18 protein-coding genes are annotated in these 18,766 nt (G+C 71.3%); 6 read left to right on the top strand and 12 right to left on the bottom strand.

The annotated features are described in order from the left end of the window. The first annotated feature begins 52 nt into the window (after positions 1-52). Entirely contained in the window at positions 53-2,038 is a 1,986-nt protein-coding gene (locus FFT10_RS06305; protein ID WP_162520706.1) for a protein kinase domain-containing protein, read from the top strand. Here FFT10_RS06305 and ureG read toward each other — a convergent pair. Genes ureG through FFT10_RS06285 form a run of 4 tightly spaced genes read right to left on the bottom strand, consistent with a single transcriptional unit; the run spans position 2,025 to position 4,979 of the window. Next, complete coding sequence (gene ureG / locus FFT10_RS06300) at positions 2,025-2,684, bottom strand: urease accessory protein UreG (RefSeq protein WP_137731921.1); 660 nt, start codon at positions 2,682-2,684, stop codon at positions 2,025-2,027. The genes FFT10_RS06305 and ureG overlap by 14 nt on opposite strands. A gap of 24 nt (positions 2,685-2,708) precedes the next feature. After that, on the bottom strand, positions 2,709-3,428 hold the full coding sequence (locus tag FFT10_RS06295; protein ID WP_137731920.1) for an urease accessory protein UreF: 720 nt from the start codon (positions 3,426-3,428) through the stop codon (positions 2,709-2,711). A gap of 18 nt (positions 3,429-3,446) precedes the next feature. After that, positions 3,447-4,097 carry an urease accessory protein UreE gene (gene ureE, locus FFT10_RS06290; RefSeq protein ID WP_137731919.1) on the bottom strand — a complete coding sequence of 217 codons (651 nt, stop codon included), beginning with the start codon at positions 4,095-4,097 and terminating at the stop codon, positions 3,447-3,449. Positions 4,098-4,136: 39 nt separating this feature from the next. Beyond that, the gene (locus tag FFT10_RS06285; protein ID WP_137731918.1) at positions 4,137-4,979 is read right to left on the bottom strand and encodes an urease accessory protein UreD; all 843 of its coding nucleotides are present in this window, start codon (positions 4,977-4,979) and stop codon (positions 4,137-4,139) included. Positions 4,980-5,171: 192 nt separating this feature from the next. Here FFT10_RS06285 and FFT10_RS06280 point away from each other — a divergent pair, with 192 nt between their 5' ends. The 4 genes from FFT10_RS06280 (at position 5,172) to FFT10_RS06265 (ending at position 9,198) form a co-directional block, all read left to right on the top strand. After that, positions 5,172-5,642, top strand: coding sequence for a cache domain-containing protein (locus FFT10_RS06280; protein ID WP_228026973.1), 471 nt, complete (start codon positions 5,172-5,174; stop codon positions 5,640-5,642). 52 nt (positions 5,643-5,694) lie between these two features. After that, on the top strand, positions 5,695-7,236 hold the full coding sequence (locus FFT10_RS06275) for a methyl-accepting chemotaxis protein (RefSeq protein WP_137731917.1): 1,542 nt from the start codon (positions 5,695-5,697) through the stop codon (positions 7,234-7,236). 112 nt (positions 7,237-7,348) lie between these two features. Next, positions 7,349-8,386: a hypothetical protein gene (locus FFT10_RS06270; protein ID WP_137731916.1), complete on the top strand. Its 1,038-nt coding sequence runs from the start codon at positions 7,349-7,351 to the stop codon at positions 8,384-8,386. Then, positions 8,386-9,198 (top strand): hypothetical protein, encoded by an 813-nt coding sequence (locus tag FFT10_RS06265; RefSeq protein ID WP_137731915.1) that lies wholly within the window; start codon positions 8,386-8,388, stop codon positions 9,196-9,198. Before FFT10_RS06270 ends, FFT10_RS06265 begins: the two co-directional genes overlap by 1 nt. Positions 9,199-9,228: 30 nt before the next feature. On the opposite strand, the gene FFT10_RS06260 is transcribed toward FFT10_RS06265, so the two are convergent. Genes FFT10_RS06260 through FFT10_RS06250 form a run of 3 tightly spaced genes read right to left on the bottom strand, consistent with a single transcriptional unit; the run spans position 9,229 to position 11,890 of the window. Next, positions 9,229-9,999 carry an ABC transporter permease gene (locus FFT10_RS06260; RefSeq protein WP_137731914.1) on the bottom strand — a complete coding sequence of 257 codons (771 nt, stop codon included), beginning with the start codon at positions 9,997-9,999 and terminating at the stop codon, positions 9,229-9,231. Continuing rightward, the gene (locus FFT10_RS06255) at positions 9,999-10,820 is read right to left on the bottom strand and encodes an ABC transporter ATP-binding protein (RefSeq protein ID WP_137731913.1); all 822 of its coding nucleotides are present in this window, start codon (positions 10,818-10,820) and stop codon (positions 9,999-10,001) included. Before FFT10_RS06255 ends, FFT10_RS06260 begins: the two co-directional genes overlap by 1 nt. An 8-nt stretch (positions 10,821-10,828) precedes the next feature. Then, positions 10,829-11,890 carry an ABC transporter substrate-binding protein gene (locus FFT10_RS06250; RefSeq protein ID WP_137731912.1) on the bottom strand — a complete coding sequence of 354 codons (1,062 nt, stop codon included), beginning with the start codon at positions 11,888-11,890 and terminating at the stop codon, positions 10,829-10,831. 113 nt (positions 11,891-12,003) lie between these two features. Between FFT10_RS06250 and FFT10_RS06245 the strand changes: the two genes are divergently transcribed. Next, positions 12,004-12,999 carry a Bug family tripartite tricarboxylate transporter substrate binding protein gene (locus FFT10_RS06245; RefSeq protein WP_137731911.1) on the top strand — a complete coding sequence of 332 codons (996 nt, stop codon included), beginning with the start codon at positions 12,004-12,006 and terminating at the stop codon, positions 12,997-12,999. 24 nt (positions 13,000-13,023) lie between these two features. Here FFT10_RS06245 and FFT10_RS06240 read toward each other — a convergent pair whose 3' ends face one another. From FFT10_RS06240 to FFT10_RS06220, 5 genes are all read right to left on the bottom strand, one after another. Further along, positions 13,024-14,142, bottom strand: a complete 1,119-nt coding sequence (locus tag FFT10_RS06240) for a hypothetical protein (RefSeq protein WP_137731910.1) — start codon at positions 14,140-14,142, stop codon at positions 13,024-13,026. 10 nt (positions 14,143-14,152) lie between these two features. Then, on the bottom strand, positions 14,153-15,412 hold the full coding sequence (locus tag FFT10_RS27765; RefSeq protein ID WP_162520705.1) for a PhnD/SsuA/transferrin family substrate-binding protein: 1,260 nt from the start codon (positions 15,410-15,412) through the stop codon (positions 14,153-14,155). A 162-nt stretch (positions 15,413-15,574) separates the two neighbouring features. Next, complete coding sequence (gene gnd, locus FFT10_RS06230; RefSeq protein WP_137731909.1) at positions 15,575-16,999, bottom strand: decarboxylating NADP(+)-dependent phosphogluconate dehydrogenase; 1,425 nt, start codon at positions 16,997-16,999, stop codon at positions 15,575-15,577. Then, on the bottom strand, positions 16,996-17,655 hold the full coding sequence (locus FFT10_RS06225) for a DsbA family oxidoreductase (RefSeq protein ID WP_137731908.1): 660 nt from the start codon (positions 17,653-17,655) through the stop codon (positions 16,996-16,998). The genes gnd and FFT10_RS06225 overlap by 4 nt, the downstream gene beginning before the upstream one ends. A gap of 22 nt (positions 17,656-17,677) precedes the next feature. Next, entirely contained in the window at positions 17,678-18,700 is a 1,023-nt protein-coding gene (locus FFT10_RS06220; RefSeq protein ID WP_137731907.1) for a S1/P1 nuclease, read from the bottom strand. Positions 18,701-18,766 lie beyond the last annotated feature (66 nt).

Here is an 18,766-nt window from a genome sequence, read left to right as displayed (position 1 = left end):
ATCTTGGCATGGACTGCGCAGCGGCCTAGAGTGCGCACCAGGAATCCGCCCGATGACGCCCAGCAACAAGCCCATCTACTTCGTGAGTTACGCACACGAGGACCGCGACTGGCGCACGCTGCTGTTCGAGCGCAGCATCGGCACCACCGTTGGGGATTGCCTGGTGTGGAGCGACGACCAGCTGCGTGGCGGCGACCACTGGCGCGACGAGATCCGCCAGCAGCTGGGCCGCTGCAGCGTGGCGGTGCTGCTGGTCAGTCCGCACTTCCTGGCCTCGTCCTTCATCGCCCAGGACGAGCTGCCCGAGATCCTGGCGCGCGCGGCGCTGCCGGCCGGTGATGCGCGGCGGCTGCGGGTGGTGGCCATCCCGGTCGGTGACGGGCAGCAGGCGTTGGCCGCCAGCACCGATCCGCAGCACCGGCGCCTGGCCGAGCTGCAGTACGCGCTGGCCACCCACCCGGGCCTGCCGGCGCGCCCGCGTGATTGCCAGCCGGCCACGCTGGAGGCCGTGCGCCAGCTGGTGCAGCATGAGCTGCAGGCGGCGGTGGACCCGCTGGGTGCCGACCTGCAGCAGCGGCTGGCGCGCCGCTTCACCGGCCTGCAGTGGCTGGGCGAGGGCAGCCGCGCCCAGGTCTACCAGGCCCGCGACACGCAGCTCAACCGCACGGTGGCCATCAAGGCGCTGCGCGACCTGCGCCAGCGCGAAGCCTTCCGCGGCGATGTGCTGGCGGCGCTGCGCACCAGCGGCGAGCCGAGCTTCGTGATGGTGTACGACGCCGAGTTCGGTGCCAGCAGCAGCTGGTGCGTGGTGCAGCATGTGCAGGGCCAGTCGCTGCGCTCGCTGCTGCGCGCCTGGGCGCAGCCCGGCGCCAGCCAGCCCGATGCCGACCAGCTGCGGCAGCTGTTCATCAAGCTGGCGCGGGCCCTGGAGCGGGCCCACTGCCTGGGCCTGCGCTACGGCAACCTGAAGCCGTCGAACATCATGGTCGATGCGCAGTTCGAGCCCTTCATCCTGCCGGCGGGCCGCCAGCCCCAGCCCGGCCAGGTGGCGCAGGACCTGCCCGAGCTGCTGGCGCGCGTGGCGCTGGCGCAGCAGGCCGGCGCGCCGGCCGACGATGCTGCCGCCGAGGACCTGGCCTACCTGGTGCCCGAGCAGGCCGTGGGGCTGGAGCAGGCCGACGATGGTGAACTGGCCGATCAGTACATGCTGGGTCTGCTGGCCTGGGAAATGGCCACCGGTGCGCTGCCGCAGCGGCTGACCAACCCCCGGCGCCTGGCCGAGGACGGCCTCGACGCGTTTGCGCCGCTGCCACCGGTGCGCAGCCGGCGCCGGCTGTTCCCCGAACGCTTCGACACGCTGCTGCAGACCATGGCGCAGGCCGACCCGGCGGCACGCCTGCAGCCCGACCCGGCGCGGCGTGGCTCGGCCATGGCGGCGGTGCTGGCCGAGCCCGACCTGCATGACGACCTGTCGCTGGTGCTGGTGCGCGACAGCTGGCGCCGCTGCACCCGCGCGGCCGATTTCGACAGCCGCTTCTTCAGCGAGTTCTACGCCCGCCTGGTGCAGCGCAAGCGCGCGGCGGCCAAGCTGCTGGCCCGCATCCAGGGGCCCGACCGCTGGCAGCGCCAGCACCGCATGCTCAAGCAGGCGGTGTCGTTGCTGATCGCCTTCAGCCAGCGCCAGGCCGACCGCGACGAGCCCACGCTGCTGAGCCATGTGGCCGCCAGCCATGCCGGCATGCCGGCCGGGCTGTACGCGCCCTTCGGCGAGCTGCTGGTCGACATGGTCTGCGGCCATGCCGATGCCGATCCCGCCCAGTCCATCGCCGCCTGCGACCCGGTGTGCCAGCACCGCGACACCGCGCGCCGCCTGCGCGGCCACTGGCAGCGGGTGCTGGCGCCGGGCATCGACTACCTCACCCGCGCCGAACTGCTGCGCGATGCCGAGATGACCGCCAGCCTGCGGGCCCGCGAAGGGGTCGACCTGTACCTGGACCTGGGCGCCCGCGCACCGGGCGGCCCGGTCAACCGGCCGTGAGCAGGCCGCGCACCTCGATGAAGCGCACCACCGCGTCCAGGCCGGCGCGGGTCTTCAGGTTGCTCATCACATAGGGGCGGCGGCCGGCGTGGTCGGGCCGCATGCGCTGGGTGTCGGCCTCCATCACCGCCAGGTCGGCCCCCACATGCGGCGCCAGGTCGGTCTTGTTGATCACGAACAGGTCGCTCTTGGTGATGCCGGGGCCGCCCTTGCGCGGGATCTTCTCGCCGGCGGCGACGTCGATCACATAGATCGTCAGGTCGCTCAGCTCGGGGCTGAAGGTGGCGGCCAGGTTGTCGCCACCGCTCTCGATGAACACGATGTCGGCATCGGGGAACTTGCCCAGCATGCGGTCGACCGCCTCGAGGTTGATCGACGCGTCTTCCCGGATGGCGGTGTGCGGGCAGCCGCCGGTCTCCACGCCCATGATGCGTTCCGGGTCCAGCGCGCCGGCCACGGTGAGCAGGCGCTGGTCTTCCTTGGTGTAGATGTCGTTGGTGACCACCACCAGGTCCCAGCGCGCGCGCATGGTCTTGCAGAGCATCTCCACCAGGGTGGTCTTGCCCGAGCCCACCGGCCCGCCGACGCCCACGCGCAGCGGCGGAAGTTGCTTGGTGCGGCCGGGGATGCTGTGCAGTTGGGGCATGGTGGTCAGTCGATGGACAGGGAATCAGCTGCGGAACAGCCGGGAGTATTGGGCTTCATGCCGGGCCGACAGGATGGCCAGCATCGGCGCCAGGTTCTGGCGGGCGGCATCACCCGCCGTGGCGGTGGCCAGCGCCGCATCCACCGCCGCAGGCAAGGCCTGGGCCAGGGCGCCCAGCAGACGCTGGCCGGCGCTCTGGCCCAGCGGGACGGACTTGACCGCCGCGCCGACCTGGTTCTCGGCCCAGCCGAAGCCGAAGGCCAGCAGGGATTCGCGACGCGGCGCGCCGGTGGCCGTGGCGGCCAGCGCAAAGGCGATCGGCCAGGTGGGCGAGGGTTGCAGCGCGGCCAGCAGCGGCAGGCGGTCGTCGGACGGGTGGCGCTGGCGCAGCCAGTCCGCCAGCGAACGGCCCATCTGCTCGGTCTGCTGGCGCATCTCGAAAGTCTCGCGGGTCTGCAGCGCCCAGTCGTTCAGCGCCGTCAGCCGCTCGGCATCCCGCCGCTGCCAGGCATGCATGGCGCTGGCCAGCAGCGGCAGGTCGGCACGTTGCAGGCCCAGGTGCAGCTGGTCCAGCAGCCAGCGGCCGGCGCTGGCCTCGTCGGTGACCAGGCCCTGGTCGACCGCGGCCTCCAGCGCCTCGGAATAGCTGAAGCCGCCCACCGGCAGGGCCGGCGAGGCCAGCCACATCAGCTGCAGCAGGGCGGTGGCAGGCAGCGGCGGCGTGGCGGGGCGGACGCGGGGCATGCCGGGCAGCTTGTGGGGTCAGTGGCCGTGGTGGCCGTGGTCATGCCCATGGTCGTGGCCGCAGCCCGGGCCGTGCACATGCGGCGCCGGCGCGGCGGCCACCACCGGCACCGCCAGCGGCTTGCGGACGGGGGCGGCGGCCGGTGGGTGGGCATGGCCGTGGTCATGGGCATGGTCGTGCCCGTGGTCATGGCCGTGCCCGTGACCATGTCCGCCGCTGCCGTAGGCGCCACCCTCGGGCTCGAAGGCGGCCAGGGCCTCGGAGACGATCAGGTGCTGCTGGCGCAGCATGTCGGCCAGCACATGGTCGGGCTCCAGCTTCAGGTGGTCGGGCTTCAGCTCCAGCGCCACATGGCGGTTGCCCAGGTGGTAGGCGGCGCGCAGCAGGTCGAAGGGGCTGCCGTGCTGCGTGCAGTGGCGCACTTCCAGCACCGGCTGCGGGGCGGCCTGCACCTGCACCAGCGAGCCGTCCTCGGCCACCAGCACATCGCCGCCACGCACCAGGGTGCCGCGCGGCAGGAACACGCCCAGCGTGCGGCCCTGGCTGTCGGTGGCGTCGAAGCGGCTCTTCTGGCGCACGTCCCAGTCGAGTTGCACGGTGGCGGCGCGGCGCACCAGCACGGCGGCCAGGCCGCGGCCCTGGGGGATGAGTTTGTTGACGGTCAGCATGGGGCGGATTGTCGGCCAGCGGGCGCCAGCGCGCAGTGCTCAGGTGCGCCAGACCCGCGGCGGGTGGGCGGCCAGCCCCCAGTGCAGCTGGCGCCAGGCGCCGCGCACCGCCTGCAGCAGGGCCATCACCGGTTCCACCCGGTGGCCCAGGGCGCGCAGCACCAGCAGGCTGGGGTGCGGCGCGCTGACGCCGGCGGTGGTGGCCAGGTCGCTGCCATCGATCAGCGCACGGGCGGCATCCACCAGCGCCTCGGTGCGGGCGCGGTCCAGCGTCTGCCCCGGGCCGATGCCCTCGGCCAGCCACAGGCTGGCGCTCACCGTGTGGCCGGCCAGGCCCAGCGGGCTGTGCAGCAGCAGGCCATCGCTGCCATCGAACAGGCCGCGCTCCTGCCACACGCCGGGCAGGGTGATGTGCTGGCGGTAGCGGCCCGCGTCGAAGGCAGCGCCGGCGGCGGGCAGGCCCAGGGCCAGCACATCCCAGCCCAGCATCTGGGCTCCGGGCGCCAGGTCGAAGTGCAGGCTGTTGTGCACCTGGCAGCCGCGGTAGGCGATGGTCTCCATCGGCAGCCATTCCAGCCGGGCACCGGCTGCCAGGCTGGCCTGCACCGTCTGCTCGGCCAGCAGGCCGTCGCTGCGGTAGAAGCGGGTGGCGCCGGGCGTGGTGATCACCGCATGGCTGCCGGCGTCCAGCTCGGCCTGCAGCGACAGCACATCGCCGCCCACCACGCCGCCCGGCGGGTGCACCAGCACATGGTGGCAGATGGCCTCGCCCTCGGGGTACAGGCGCTGCAGCACCCGCAGCGGACCATGGTGCCGATCGAGCGCGCTGGTGCGCGCGCCGGTGCGGGTGTAGTGCAGGTGCAGGTGTCCGTGCCAGCCCATGGCGGTGTGGTGCGCGGCGGCCGCCGCCCGGTGCAAAGCCGTGGAGTTTATGGCGGGGTGCCGCCGCGCCGGCCGGCCGGCGCTCAAGTGCGGTTGCCGGTGGCCGAGAACAGGTCAGACGTGGCCGGGCGATGCTGCCCCTGCCGCCGTTGCACCGTCTTCCCTCCACCCTTGCGCAAGGATCTGCATCCCATGAACTTCCTCACCCAACTCAAGCGCCTGCTGGCTGCCACCGTCGCCGGTTTCCTGATGGCCGGCCCTGCGCTGGCGGCCGACCAGGGCACCGCGGCCGAGGCCGAGGCCATGGTCAAGAAGGCCGTGGCCTACATCAAGGCCAACGGCCCGGAGAAGGCGTACGAGGAGTTCACCAACGGCAAGAGCTTCAAGGACCGTGACCTGTACATCATCGTCTACGACCTGAACGGCAAGAACCTGGCCCAGGGCGCCAACCCCAAGCTGGTGGGCAAGGACCTGATCGGCCTGAAGGACCCGAACGGCCGCCTGATCATCAAGGAGTTCGTCGACACCGCCAAGGACAAGGGCAAGGGCTGGGTCGAGGGCTACAAGTTCCTGAATCCGGTGTCGCAGAAGATCGAAGGCAAGGCCATGTACCTGGAGCGCCATGGCGACACGCTGGTCGGCTGCGGCATCTACAAGGGCTGAAGCCAGGATCCGCGGACTGCTTCAAGCCCCGATGACCTGACCGGAGAATTCCTTGAACTTGCGTGAGCTTCGCATCGGCACCCGGCTGGGTGCCGGCTTTGCCTGCATCCTGCTGGCGGCCGGCGCCATGCTGGCGGTGGCCCTGCTGGGCAGTGCCGCCAGCCGCGACAGCCTGCAGTCCACCATGCAGACCACCTCGACCCGCCATGCCCAGGTGACGCAGATGCGCCAGTCGCTGCTGCTCAGCGCGCTGGCGGTTCGCAGCATGGGCCTGCAGAGCACGGTGGAAGGCGTGCAGAAGGACGAGGCCGAGGCCAAGCGCCAGCGCCAGCAGTACCTGGCCGAGCGCACCAAGCTGTCCGACGCCGGCCTGAACGCCGACGAGAAGGCCCTGTTCGCCAAGCTGGCCGAGCTGGACAAGGCCACCGAGGCCAGCTTCGTCGAGGCGGTGGAACTGTCGTCGCAGTTCAACAGCGAGCAGGCGGCCAAGGTCATCCTGACCCGCATCGACCCGCTGCTGGGCCAGTCGCTGGCCACGCTGGATGCCTTCGCCAAGCTGCAGCAGACGGCGTCCGAGGCCGGCATCGACGCCGCCAACAGCCGCCACCAGCAGACCGTGACCGGCATCGTCGGCACGGCCCTGGTGGTGCTGGGGCTGGCAGCGGTGCTGGCCTGGCGGCTGACGCTGAGCATCACCGTGCCGCTGCGCAGCGCGGTGGCCTCGGCCGCCCGCGTGGCCCAGGGCGACCTGGCCACCGACATCCCGGTCTCCGGCCGCGACGAGGCGGCGCAGCTGCAGGCCGCGCTGCGCGACATGCGCAGCAGCCTGGCCGGCATGGTGGCCCAGGTGCGCCAGGGCGCCGAGGCGATCGACGGCGCGTCCGACGAGATCGCCCAGGGCAATGCCGACCTGTCCAGCCGCACCGAGACCCAGGCCGGCGCGCTGCAGCAAACCACCTCCAGCATGGAGCAGCTCACCGGCACGGTGCAGCACAGCGCCGAGCGGGCGGCCCAGGCGCTGGCGCTGTCGCAGACGGCCGCCGGCCAGGCCGACAGCGGCCATGCGGTGGTGGCCCAGGTGATCGACACCATGGGTGCGATCAATGCGCACAGCCGCAAGATCGGCGAGATCACCTCGGTGATCAACAGCATCGCCTTCCAGACCAACATCCTGGCGCTGAACGCGGCGGTGGAAGCTGCCCGCGCCGGCGAGCAGGGCCGCGGCTTCGCGGTGGTGGCCAGCGAGGTGCGCACGCTGTCGCAGCGCACCACGCAGGCGGCGCGCGAGATCGAGGGCCTGATCCGCGCCGCGGCCGAGCAGACCGAATCGGGCTCCACCCTGGTCCACCAGGCCGGCAGCACGATGGACGAGGTGCGCCTGTCGGTGCGCCAGGTGGCCGAGCTGATCAACGAGATCAGCGCCGCCAGCCGGGCGCAGACCGGCGGCATGCAGTCGGTGAACCAGGCGATCAGCGACATCGACCGCAGCACGCAGCAGAACGCGGCGCTGGTGGAGCAGGCCGCCGCGGCGGCCGAGTCGATGCGCGAACAGACACGTCGCCTGACCGGGCTGGTGGCCGCCTTCCACGTCTGACAGGTCCCCATCGGCCCCGCCACGGCGCCCTGGGCGCCGTTGGCATTTGTGGGGGGCAGCGCGGCGCGACCGGCTTCTAGAATGTTCTGCAGAATCATTCCTGGGAGCCTTGATGTCCGCCATGCTTCGCCGCACCGCCGCCCGCCGCCCCGCCCTGGCGGCCCGTCTGGCCACCACCGCCGTGGTGGCCGCCATCCTGGCCGGTTGCGGCGGCGGTGGTGGTGGCGACGACAGCGGCGCGCCGGTGGTGCCCAGCGCGGCCACCATCACCGCCAGCAACTACGAGGGCGTGGCCCGCCAGACCCTGGTGGCCACCACCTACCTGGGCGATGCCACCGGCCTGGTCACCGGCGCCCAGGTGGCGCCCGGCGCGCAGACGCTGTTCGCTTACACCCGGTCGCAGATCGGCCGTCTGCCCGGCCTGTTCGCCAGCCGCACCCCGCTGGTGACCGGCGTGACCAGCACCGAGACCTTCAACTGCACCGGCGGCGGCTCCATCAGCGTGCAGACCACCGACAACAACGGCAACAACAGTGTCGACGTGGGCGACTCCGCCACCGTGACCGCCCGCAGCTGCGTCGAGGAAGGCGCCACGATCAGCGGCGCCATCACGCTGAGCTTCAGTGCTGTCAGCGGCAACCTGAACACCGACACCTATGCCGCCACCGTGGCGGTCTCGCTGCAGGAATTGCGGGCCAGCACCCAGGCGGGCAACGCCACCGGCTCCGGCCAGTTCACCCTGGCCATCAGCAGCACCAGCACCAGCACCAACCTGGATCTGTCGGTGCCCAACCTGTCGGTCACCGGCAGCTTCGGCGGCATCCAGGACACGGTGACGATGGCGGACTACCGCATGACCAGCACCGCGGGCCTCTCGGGCGGGCGCCAGCGGGTCAGCACCACCGTCAGCGGCGTGGTGGGCAGCACGGTGCTGGCCGGCGGCACGGTGAACCTGGCGACGGTGTCGCCGCTGGTGCAGTTCGAGGGCGACCTGCACCCGTCCGGCGGACAGATCACCGCCACCGGCGCAGCCGGCAGCCGGGTCCGGCTGACGGCACAGTCGCCCGTCACCGTGCTGCTGGAACTGGATGCCGACGGCAACGGCGCCTACGAGACCAGCCTGACCAAGACCTGGTCCAGCCTGGTCTGATGCCGCGGCGCCTGCGGCCGCTGGCCCTGCTGTGGGCCAGCCTGGCCGGTGCCGCACCTGTGCTGGCGGCCTGCGAGCCACCGGCCTGGGCCTGGCAGGCTGGCGCCGAGCACAGCCGCTGGCAGGAGCATGCCGACAACGGCCGGCGCCTGCTGACCGAGCAGGGCACGCTGACCACGGCCGAGACCCGCGCCACGCTGGATTGCAGCGGCCTGCAGTGGCAGGCCACGCTGGGCCTGGCCAGTGGCCGGCGCGGCTACCAGGGCGAGAGCAATGGCGGCCAGCCCATCAGCACCCACAGCGACATCCGCCGCCTGCACTGGCAGGCCGCCGCACTGTGGCCGCTGTCGGCCTGGGGCCCGGGCTGGCAGGCCGGTGCGGCGCTGGGCCAGGTGCGGCTGTGGCGCGACATCGCCTCGGCCGGGCCGGTGCTGGGCTACCCGGAGCGCTTCGACCAATGGCATGCCACGGCGCTGCTGGCGCACGGCCGCCTGCTGCGGCCCGGCCTGGGTCTGCAGGCCCGGCTGGCGCTGGGTGGCGGCACGCCGGGGCGGATGGCGCTCTGGCTGCCGACCGCCGACCCGGCGCGCCTGCGGCTGGGCAGCCACCAGGTCATGCAACTCGACCTGGCGCTGGTGGGCGGTGGTGCGGCCGAGGCCGCCGGCTGGCGCCTGGGCCTGCGCTGGCGCCACCAGCGCACCGCTGCCGGGCCGGCGGCCACGCTGTGGCGCGGCAACCTGCCGGTCGGCGCCGCGGCGCAGCCGGCCATCCGTCAGACAGACGCCGGATTGCAAGCCGGCTGGCAGTGGTAGCCGGGCTGGCTTGACCGGCCCGGCGGCCGCTCAGTGCCCGCCCTGCGAGCCGCGGTGGGCCCAGCCGGTGATGCGCTTTTCCAGCACCGAGAAGAACTCGTACATCGCCATCGCCATGGCACCAACGACGACGAGGCCGGCGAAGGCCAGGCCCATCTGCATGCTGCTGCCGGCACTGACCAGCAGGTAGCCGATGCCCTCGTTGCTGGCCGTCATCTCGCTGACGGTGGTGCCGACGAAGGCCAGGGTGATGGCCACCTTGAGCGAGCCGAAGAAGTAGGGCATCGACCGTGGCAGGCCGACCTTGACCAGCACGTCCCAGCGCTTGGCGCCCAGCACCCGCAGCACATCTTCCAGTTCGGGCTCCAGCGTGGCCAGGCCGGTGGCGATGTTCACCGTGATCGGGAAGAAGCTGATCAGGAAGGCGGTCAGCACCGCCGGCCCCACGCCGATGCCGAACCACACCACCAGGATCGGCACGAAGGCCGCCTTGGGCAGGGCGTTGAAGCCGGTCATCAGCGGGTAGATGGCGGCATAGGCGATGCGGCTGCTGCCGATCAGGAAGCCCAGCAGCACGCCCACCACGATGGCGATGCCGAAACCCACCATCGTCACCCAGAAGGTGCGCCAGGCATGCTTGGCGATCTCGCCGCGGAACTCCATCAGCTGGTCCCAGATGCGCACCGGGCTGGGGAAGATGAACTCGCTGACGTTGAAGGCGCTGCACACGGCCTGCCACAGCAGCAGCGTGGCCACCAGCAGGATCCAGGGCGACCAGCTTTCGAGCTTGCGCGAGGCCATCACTTCACCTCCGCGGCAGCCTTGCCGAAGCTGTTCCGCACGGCACCGATGTGGCTGCGCAGCTCATGCACGATGTCGGTGAACTGCGGCGTGTAGGTCACTTCCAGGTCGCGCGGGCGCGGCAGGTCGATCTCGCGCCGCACCACGAAGCGGCCCGGGCTCTTGCTCATCACGTACACCGTGTCGGCCAGGAACACGCTCTCGCGCAGATCGTGCGTGACCAGGATGACGTTGAACTTCTGCGCTGCCTGCAGGTCGCGCAGCGCGCACCACAGCTCCTCGCGGGTGAAGGCGTCCAGCGCGCCGAAGGGCTCGTCCAGCAGCAGCATCTTCGGCTCGTGCACCAGCGCGCGGCAGATGCTGGCGCGCTGCTGCATGCCGCCCGACAGCTGCCACGGGAACTTGTCCTCGTAGCCGCCCAGCCCCACGCTCTGCAGCAGCTTGCGCGCCTTGTCCTCGTACTCGGCCTTCTTCTGCTTGAAGCTGGACCGGTAGGGCTCGACGATCTCGAGGGGCAGCATCACGTTCTGCACCGTGGTGCGCCAGGGCAGCAGGCTCGGCGCCTGGAAGGCCATGCCGGTGATCTTCAGCGGGCCCTTCACCTGCTGGCCGCCGATGACGACCGTGCCCTTGCTCGGCATCTTCAGGCCGGTGGCCAGCTTCATGAAGGTGCTCTTGCCGCAGCCGCTGGGGCCGACGATGGCGATGAACTCGCCTTCATTCACCTTCAGGTTGATGTCTTCGACGGCGAACTGGCCCTTGGCCAGCAGCTCGTCGTTGTAGGCCAGCCAGACCTGGTCGAAATCGACAAACGCCGTCATGAGGACCTTTACTTCTTCGGTGCGGGCAGGATGTTCAGCTCGGCCTTGGCCGGCAGGAAGTTGCCGTTCCAGATCGCGTCGGGGTTGATGCGGCTCTTGGTGGCATAGGCATCAGCCACCTGGCTGGCCATCAGCGCCAGGCGCGGGCCGGCCACGGCGCCGAAGCCTTCGGCGCGGGCGTCGGGCGTGGCGATGGCCGAATCGATGGCCAGGCGCAGGCGGCGCTCCTCCAGCTCGGCGTTGACCAGGCCGTCACGCTCCTTGACGATGGCGGTGGCGGCCTTCGGGTCGGCCATCACCGCCTTGGCGCCCTTGGTGAAGGCGCGCAGGAAGGCCTTCACCGCCTCGGGGTTCTTCTTCAGGAACTCTTCGCCCACGATGATGGCGTTGCCGTAGAGCTTGACGCCGTGCTGCGGATAGAGCTGCACCGCGATGTCCTCGGCCTTGACGCCGCGCTGCTCCAGGTTGAGCAGGCTGGTGAAGTAGAAGCCGGTGATCGCGTCCACGTCGCCCTTGACCAGCATGGTCTCGCGCAGCGGCGGGTCCATGCTGACCCAGTTGACCGGGCCGATGCCGTTGGCTTTCTGGAAGATCGGGAAGCCGCGGCGGCCGGCGTCGAACACCGGCGCGCCCAGCTTCTTGCCGGCCAGGTCCGCCGGCCTGGTGATGCCGGTCTTCTTCAGGCTGAACACCGCCGCCGGCGTGTTGTTGTAGACCATCATCACCGCCACCGGCTTGTTCGGCGCGGTGGGGTTGTTGGCATGGAATTCCATCAACGCGGCCAGGTCGGCAAAGCCCATGTCGTAGGTGCCCGAGGCCACCCGGTTGACGGCATTGCCCGAGCCGTTGCCGGCGTCGATGGTGACGTTGAGCTTCTCGGCCTTGAACTGGCCCTGCGCCACCGGCAGCAGGAAGAAGGCGCTGGGGCCCTCGAAGCGCCAGTCGAGCTGGAACTTGATGGCGGTGTCCTGGGCCATCGCCGGGGCGGCGGCCAACAGCCCGAGGACAGGCGCTGCCACCAGGGTGGCGGCCAGCAGGGAGCGACGGAGCAGGCGGATCGGCTGGGTCATGGTGTCGGTTGCAATCGGTTGGTCAACGGCAGAGCATACTTTGGCACAGCCGTTGCAATGTCCGGGCCACGCCCGGCACCGTGTCTGGCGGCCCACTCCGACTGGATCCCGCCATGCCGTCTGCACCTTGCCGCTTCCCCTCTGCCCCGGCCCGCCGGACCCTGCTGCGCCGCTGGGCGGTGGCCGGCGCCGTGCTGGCCCTGGCTGCCGGACCGGCCGTGGCCTGGCCCGACAAGCCGGTGCGCATCGTCGTCACCTTCGCGGCCGGCGGTGCCAGCGACATCGTGGCACGCACCATTTCGGAGCCTCTGGCCAAGGCCTTGGGCCAGCCGGTGGTCGTCGACAACAAGCCCGGTGCCGGCGGCACCATCGGAGGCGCCGAAGTGGTGCGTGCCGCGCCCGATGGCTACACGCTGATGCTGAGCAACAGCACGCCGCTGTCGATCGGCCCCTGGACCGTGCCCAAGCCGCCCTATGACCCGGTCAAGCAGTTCACCCATGTGGCGATGCTGGGCATCGCGCCGGTGGCCATCCTGGCCAATCCCAAGACCGGCCCGGCCAGCCTGAAGGACTTTCCCAAGTTCTACGCCGGCGCCGGCAACAGCTTCGGCAGCGGCGGCCCGGGCTCGATCGGCCACATCGTCGGCGAGATGGTCAAGGACGCGCTGAAGTTCAACATGACCCACGTGCCCTACCGCGGCGGCGCGCCGATGACCACCGACCTGATCGCCGGCACCATCCCGGTGGGCATCGACGTGATCACCGCCTACGTGCCGATGATGAAGAGCGGGCAGCTCAAGGGCCTGGCGGTCACCTCGCGCAGCCGCTCGCCGCTGGCGCCCGACGTGCCCACGGTGGTGGAACTGGGCCTGCCGCAGCTGGTGGCCGAGAACTACTTCGGCGTCAGCGGCCCGGCGGGCCTGCCCAAGGACGTGAGCGACAAGCTCGCAGCCGCGCTGGCGGCCATCGTCAGCGATCCGGCGGTGGTCAAGCGCTTCGAGGAACTGGGCATCACGCCGCTGAAGCTGGCCGGCCCGCAGTTCAGCGACTACGTGGCCAAGCAGATCACCGACTGGACGCCGGCGATCAAGGCGGCCGACCTCAAGTGAGGCGGGCCGGCCCGGCGCCGGCGTTCAGACCGACTTGGTCGCCTTCGGCCGGCGCAGCACCAGCACGGTGCTGACCAGCGCCGCCAGCAGACCTGCAACCAGGCTCCAGGCCAGCGTGGGCAGCCAGGCCGGCATCGGCGCCGGCTGCGCCGTGGCCGGTGCCGGCACGATCAGCAGCTGGCCCAGGCGCTCGGTGCCCAGCGTCAGTTCGATCGCCTGGGCGTTGCGCTGGGTCTCCTCGGGCACCGGGTCGCCGATGCGCAGCTGGTCGGTGCGGCCCGACAGGGCCACCACCCGCTGGCGCACATTGACCACCGCCGCACCGTCGAAGTAGCCCAGCGACGAGTAGGACGACAGCACGGTCTGGACGTCGCCATAGTCGCCGGTGGCCATCGCCGTGCCGATGCCGCGCACCAGGGTCTTGTCGGCCAGGGCCTGCAGCTTGGCCACCTGCGCCTCGCGCACGCTGGTGCTGCGCTTCAGGTCGGGCAGGGCGGCGGCGGCCAGCCACAGCGCCAGCAGGGCGGCGCAGGCCACCAGCACCACCGACAGCCGCGCCGCCAGCCGCGGGACGGCCGGGGCCGCCGCCTCGGCGCCGGGCCACGACATCGTGGTGCCCGGCTCCACCATGCCCGGCAGCGCCGCCGGACCGGCCGGCCGCATCGCGGCGCTGCAGACCAGGCGCAGCAGGGTCTTGTCGGACTCGCTGATCGCATCGCGCCGCTCGTGGAACTGCGCCTCGGCCAGCACCACGTTGGGATCGTCCAGCCGCCAGGCGATGCCCCAGCGGCGCGGGCTCAGCTTGTGCAGCAGGGTCTCGTCGTCCGAGGCATGGGCCAGCAGGTTGATGGCCGCGGTGGCGGCGGGAAACGAGCTGTCCAGCGGACGGTCGACCTGGTTGTCGGTGACCTCGCCGGCCTCGGAGATCGTCCAGGCGGCCTGGAAGGTCATCGAGTCGACATTGACCACCGAGGCGCGGAACGAGGCCACGCCCAGCTGGCGCAGGCTGCGCGCGATGTCCTGCGACAGCGTCAGCGACATGGGCGCCGACGTCCGGCTGGTGGAATCCTCGAACGGGCCCTCGGAGTAGGCCTCGGAATTGGAAGGCGCGCCGAGTGTCGAGCGCCACAGGACTTTGGCCATCGTGCCGGACTCAGTTGGTGATGCCCATGGCGCGGCGGGTCGGCGCGACGTACGGGTCCAGCTCGCGCAGCACCGCGTCGTCGGCATCGACCATGCCGGTGATGCCGGTGGCCCGGACGAAGGCAGCGCCCTCGTCCTTGTCGGCGATGAAGGCCTTGAACTGGCCCTTCAACCGGTTGATGCGGGCTGCGCCCAGGCGCGGGTGCGCCACGATGATGAAGTTGGGGATGCGGGCGAAGGCCTCCACCGTGCGCAGGCGGGCAGCTTCATCCTGCGGCAGGGCGCGGAACTCGCCGTTGCTCATGATCGCGCCCGACACCTCGCCGGCCAGCAGCATGCGGCCCACGCCCATGTCGGTGCGGGCACCGCGCACCTCGAAATCCTTGGCCGGTTCCAGCCCGGCCTGGCGGAACCACTGCAGGCCGTACAGCGCCACCAGCGAGGTCGGGTTGGCGAAGCCCAGGGCCTTGCCGCGCATGTCGGCCGGGCCGTTGATGCCGTCGTCGGGCTTGCCGATGAACAGCGCATTGATGCGCGGCTCGTACATCACCACCGGCACCATGCTGCGGTCGACCTGGGCCACGCGGGCAAAGTGCGGCGCAGCCACCGACAGGTCGTAGTCGCCGCGCATGGTGTTCTCGAAGAACACCTTGAAGTTGGCCGGCACGGTGATGCGCAACTTGGTGCCCTGGGTGCGTTCCATCCAGGCCTTCAGGTTCTCGTACTGCGCCTGCAGCGCGGCGGTGCCGATGTTGGGCAGCACGCCGATCGTCAGGGTGTCGTCGGCAGACGGTGCCGGTGCAGCGGCCACCGGGGCGGCCGCGGGTGCGGGTGGCGGCGCAGCCGGGGCGGGTGCCGGGGCAGGTGCTGGCGCGGCGGCCACGGCCGGTGCCGGTGCCGGGGCCGCGGCTGGTGCGGGTGCGGGTGCCGGGGCTGCGGCGGCCGCCACCGGCTTGCTGCCCACCAGGCGCAGGTAGCGGCCGCTGGCCGGGTCGGTCGCCAGCTCGAAGCGCTGGCCCACCAGCACCAGGTTGGGGTCGGACAGGCCCGACATGCGCGCGTTGTACAGCTTGGACCACTGCCGGGGCGAGCCCAGCACCTGGGCGGCGATGGCCGAGAACGAGCCACCGGGCTTGACCTCGTACACGGTGCCGTCGGCGGCGGTCGGCGTCTGGGCCAGTGCCGGTGCCGTGGCCAGGGCGCTGGCCAGCGCCACGCACGACAGGCCCAGCGTCCAGGCGCTGCGGGGCGCCTTGTTGTTGTCGATCATGTAGTCCTCCTGGTCGTCACGGCTGTGCCGACGGGACGACGCTGCAACCGCCGCAGCCCGCCCACCGGCATCAAGATCTCCGGACTATAGGTGGGGAGGGCTTAACAACTCGTCACAGATGTCCGCCTGCGTGCGCATTCCTTGCCCCCGCGGTTGAGGGGGTCAGCCGATCACCTCGGGCCAGGCGGTGTGGAACCACTGGCCGGCCGGCTTGTCGATCCGCTCATAGGTGTGGGCGCCGAAGAAGTCGCGCTGGGCCTGCAGCAGGTTGGCCGGCAGGCGGGCGCTGCGCAGGCTGTCGAAGTAGGCCAGCGAGGCGCCGAAGGCAGGCACCGGGATGCCGGCTGACACGGCCTGCGCCACCACCTGGCGCCAGGCCGCCTGGCTGCGGTTGAGCACCGTCTGGAAGTAGGGCGCCAGCATCAGGTTCTGCAGCCCGGGATCGGCCTGGTAGGCGGCGGTGATGTGGCGCAGGAACTGCGCGCGGATGATGCAGCCGCCACGCCAGATGCCGGCGATGGCGCCCAGGTCCAGCCCCCAGCCCTTCTTCGCGCCCATGGTCCGCATCAGGTCCAGGCCCTGGGCATAGCTGACGATCTTGCTGGCGAACAGCGCATCGTGCACCTGGGTGATCAGCCGCTCGGCGTCGACCTCCAGCCGGCCGGCCGGGCCCTGCAGCTGGCCGCTGGCGGCCACCCGCTGGTCCTTCTGCGACGACAGCACGCGCGCCTCGACCGCGGCATTGATGGTGCTGATGACCACCGCGTTCTCGGCGGCGTTGAGCTGGGTCCACTGGCCGGTGCCTTTCTGGCCGGCCTTGTCCAGGATCAGGTCGACCACATGCCGGCCGGTCTCGGCATCGACCTGTTCCAGCGCGCGGGCGGTGATCTGGATCAGGTAGCTCTGCAGTTCGCCCTGGTTCCACTGGTCGAACACCGCGGCCATGCGGGCGTTCGACAGGCCGGCGGCCTGCAGCAGCGCATAGGCCTCGCAGATCAGCTGCATGTCGCCGTACTCGATGCCGTTGTGGATCATCTTGACGTAGTGGCCCGCGCCGCCGGGGCCGATGTGCACCACGCAGGGCTGGCCGTCGACCTGGGCGGCGATGGCCTCGAACACCGGGCGCATCGCCGCCCAGGTGCTGGCCGGCCCGCCGGGCATGATGGACGGGCCCTTCCGCGCACCTTCCTCGCCGCCGGACACGCCGGCGCCGATGAAGCGCAGGCCCAGCGGCGTGAGCCAGGCGTCACGCCGTTCGGTGTCGGTGTAGAGGCTGTTGCCGCCGTCGATGATGATGTCGTCCTGCTCCAGCAGCGGGATCAGCTGCTCGATGACGGCGTCCACGGCGGCGCCGGCCTTGACCATCAGCATCACCCGCCGCGGCCGCGACAGGCTCTGCACGAAGGCCGTCAGGCTGGCATGGCCGGTGATGCGCTTGCCCGGATGCGCGGCCACGAAGGCCTCGGTGGCCGCGGGCGTGCGGTTGTAGACGCTGACCGCGAAGCCCCGGCTCTCGACATTGAGCACCAGGTTCTGGCCCATCACGGCCAGGCCGATCAGGCCGAAGTCGCTCGGCGCTGCCGTCATGCTGCGGCGCCCTCACGGCCTTCGGCGGCGATGTGGCGCAGCGCCCGCTCGAACAGCTCCACCGGCTGGCCGCCGCTGATCAGGTGGCGGTCGTTGATGATGATGGCCGGCACCGAGCTGATGCCCTGCTGGTGGTAGAAGCCCTCGGCCTCGCGCACCTCGGCGGCGTAGGTGTCGCTGGACAGGATGCGGGCGGCCTCGTCGGCATCCAGCCCGGCGGTGCTGGCAGCGGCCACCAGCACACCATGGTCGCCGGGGCTCAGGCCGTCGGTGAAGTAGGCCTTGAACAGCGCATGCTTCAGCGCCCGCTGCTTGTCCGCATCCACCATCCCGGCCCAGTGCAGCAGGCGGTGCGCGTCGAAGGTGTTGTAGATGCGCTTGCGCTGGCCCTGGCCGAAGGTGAAGCCCACGCCGGCGCCGCGCTGGCGGATGGCCTCGGCATTGGCGGCGATCTGCGCCGCGTCGATGCCGTACTTCTGCGACAGGTGCTCGACCGTGTCCTGGCCTTCGGCCGGCATCGTCGGGTTCAGCTCGAAGGGCTGGAAGTGCAGCGTGGCCTGGATGTCGGGCGCGACGCGTTCCAGCGCCTGTTCCAGCGCGTTCAGGCCGATGGCGCACCAGGGGCAGGACACGTCGGACACGAAATCGATCTTCATGGTGGGGCTCCAGGTCAGGGGTTCAGGGCCACAGCGTGGTGAGGATCTGGGCCAGCCGGGCACCGGCCTTCACCATCTGCGCCTGCTGCAGATTCTCGCGGGCGCGGCGGTAGGCGGGTTCCTCGGTGCTGGCCGGCCACTGGTCGCCGTGGCCCAGGTTGACCTTGGCGCCGATCTTCAGGCCCTGGAAGGCCAGCGGCGCGGCCTGCAGGGTGTCGGTGGCCCAGGCCATGGGCCAGGTGCCGATCGGGCCGGTGGCCGGGGGCACATCGCGCGCCAGCGTGGCGCCGGCGCCGGCCAGCAGGTTGGTGGTGATCTTGCCCGGCACGTCGTCCCACAGCCCGTGCAGCTTGGACTTGGCCAGCACGATGCCGTTGCCGCCGGCGTTGTCGTGGGCCTTGGCCTCGTGCTCGTCCTTCGGCAGCATGGGCTTGCCGTCCTCGGTGAGGTAGATCGAGCCCACGTGCAGCGGCTGGTGCAGGTCGCCGACGAAGTGCACCAGCAGGCGCAGCGCCTCGCGCCGGCTGGCGATGTTGAAGGCGGCCGGCGGCTTGCCGCCCTGCAGCACGGTGATGGACGCGGCCACCGCCTGCACCAGGTCGTTGGGTGCGGCGCCGGGCAGGTCGGCGCCGTAGGCCTTCAGCTGGATCGGGATGTCGGTGAAGTGCCAGGCCTTGTGCCGGCATTGGGTGTACGAGGCCATGAAGCCGCAGCGGGTGGCGTTGCGCTTGACGAAGGCCACCAGCGCCGCCTGGCTGGCGGGGTTCTCGTAGACCGCGCAATCCTTGAAGCTGCCAGGATTCGTGTAGGACCACTGGCCGGCTTTCGACTCGACCGAGCGGGCGCAATCGGCCCACACCGAGGCCATCTGCAGGTTGCTGCCGAGGATGGCGCGCACCTTCTTGGCCGTGGGCGTGCCGGCGATCAGCTGGTCGGCGATGCCGCCCACCGTCTGGTGGCCGTGCGGGCCCCAGGCCAGGGCCGGCGCCGCCAGCAGCGGGAGCAGCGCGACGAGGGCGCGGACCTGGGTGGGCAGGCTGGGCATGGACTTCCCCTGGGGGCGCCTGGCGGCGGAAGGACCATCGTAGGCGCGCGGCGCCGGCCTGTCAGC

Origin of the sequence: Pseudaquabacterium pictum (assembly GCF_005403045.1) — a bacterium.
GTDB lineage: Bacteria > Pseudomonadota > Gammaproteobacteria > Burkholderiales > Burkholderiaceae_C > Pseudaquabacterium > Pseudaquabacterium pictum.
Note: the sequence above shows the minus strand (reverse complement) of the source record. Positions and strands in the feature narration are given on the sequence as shown.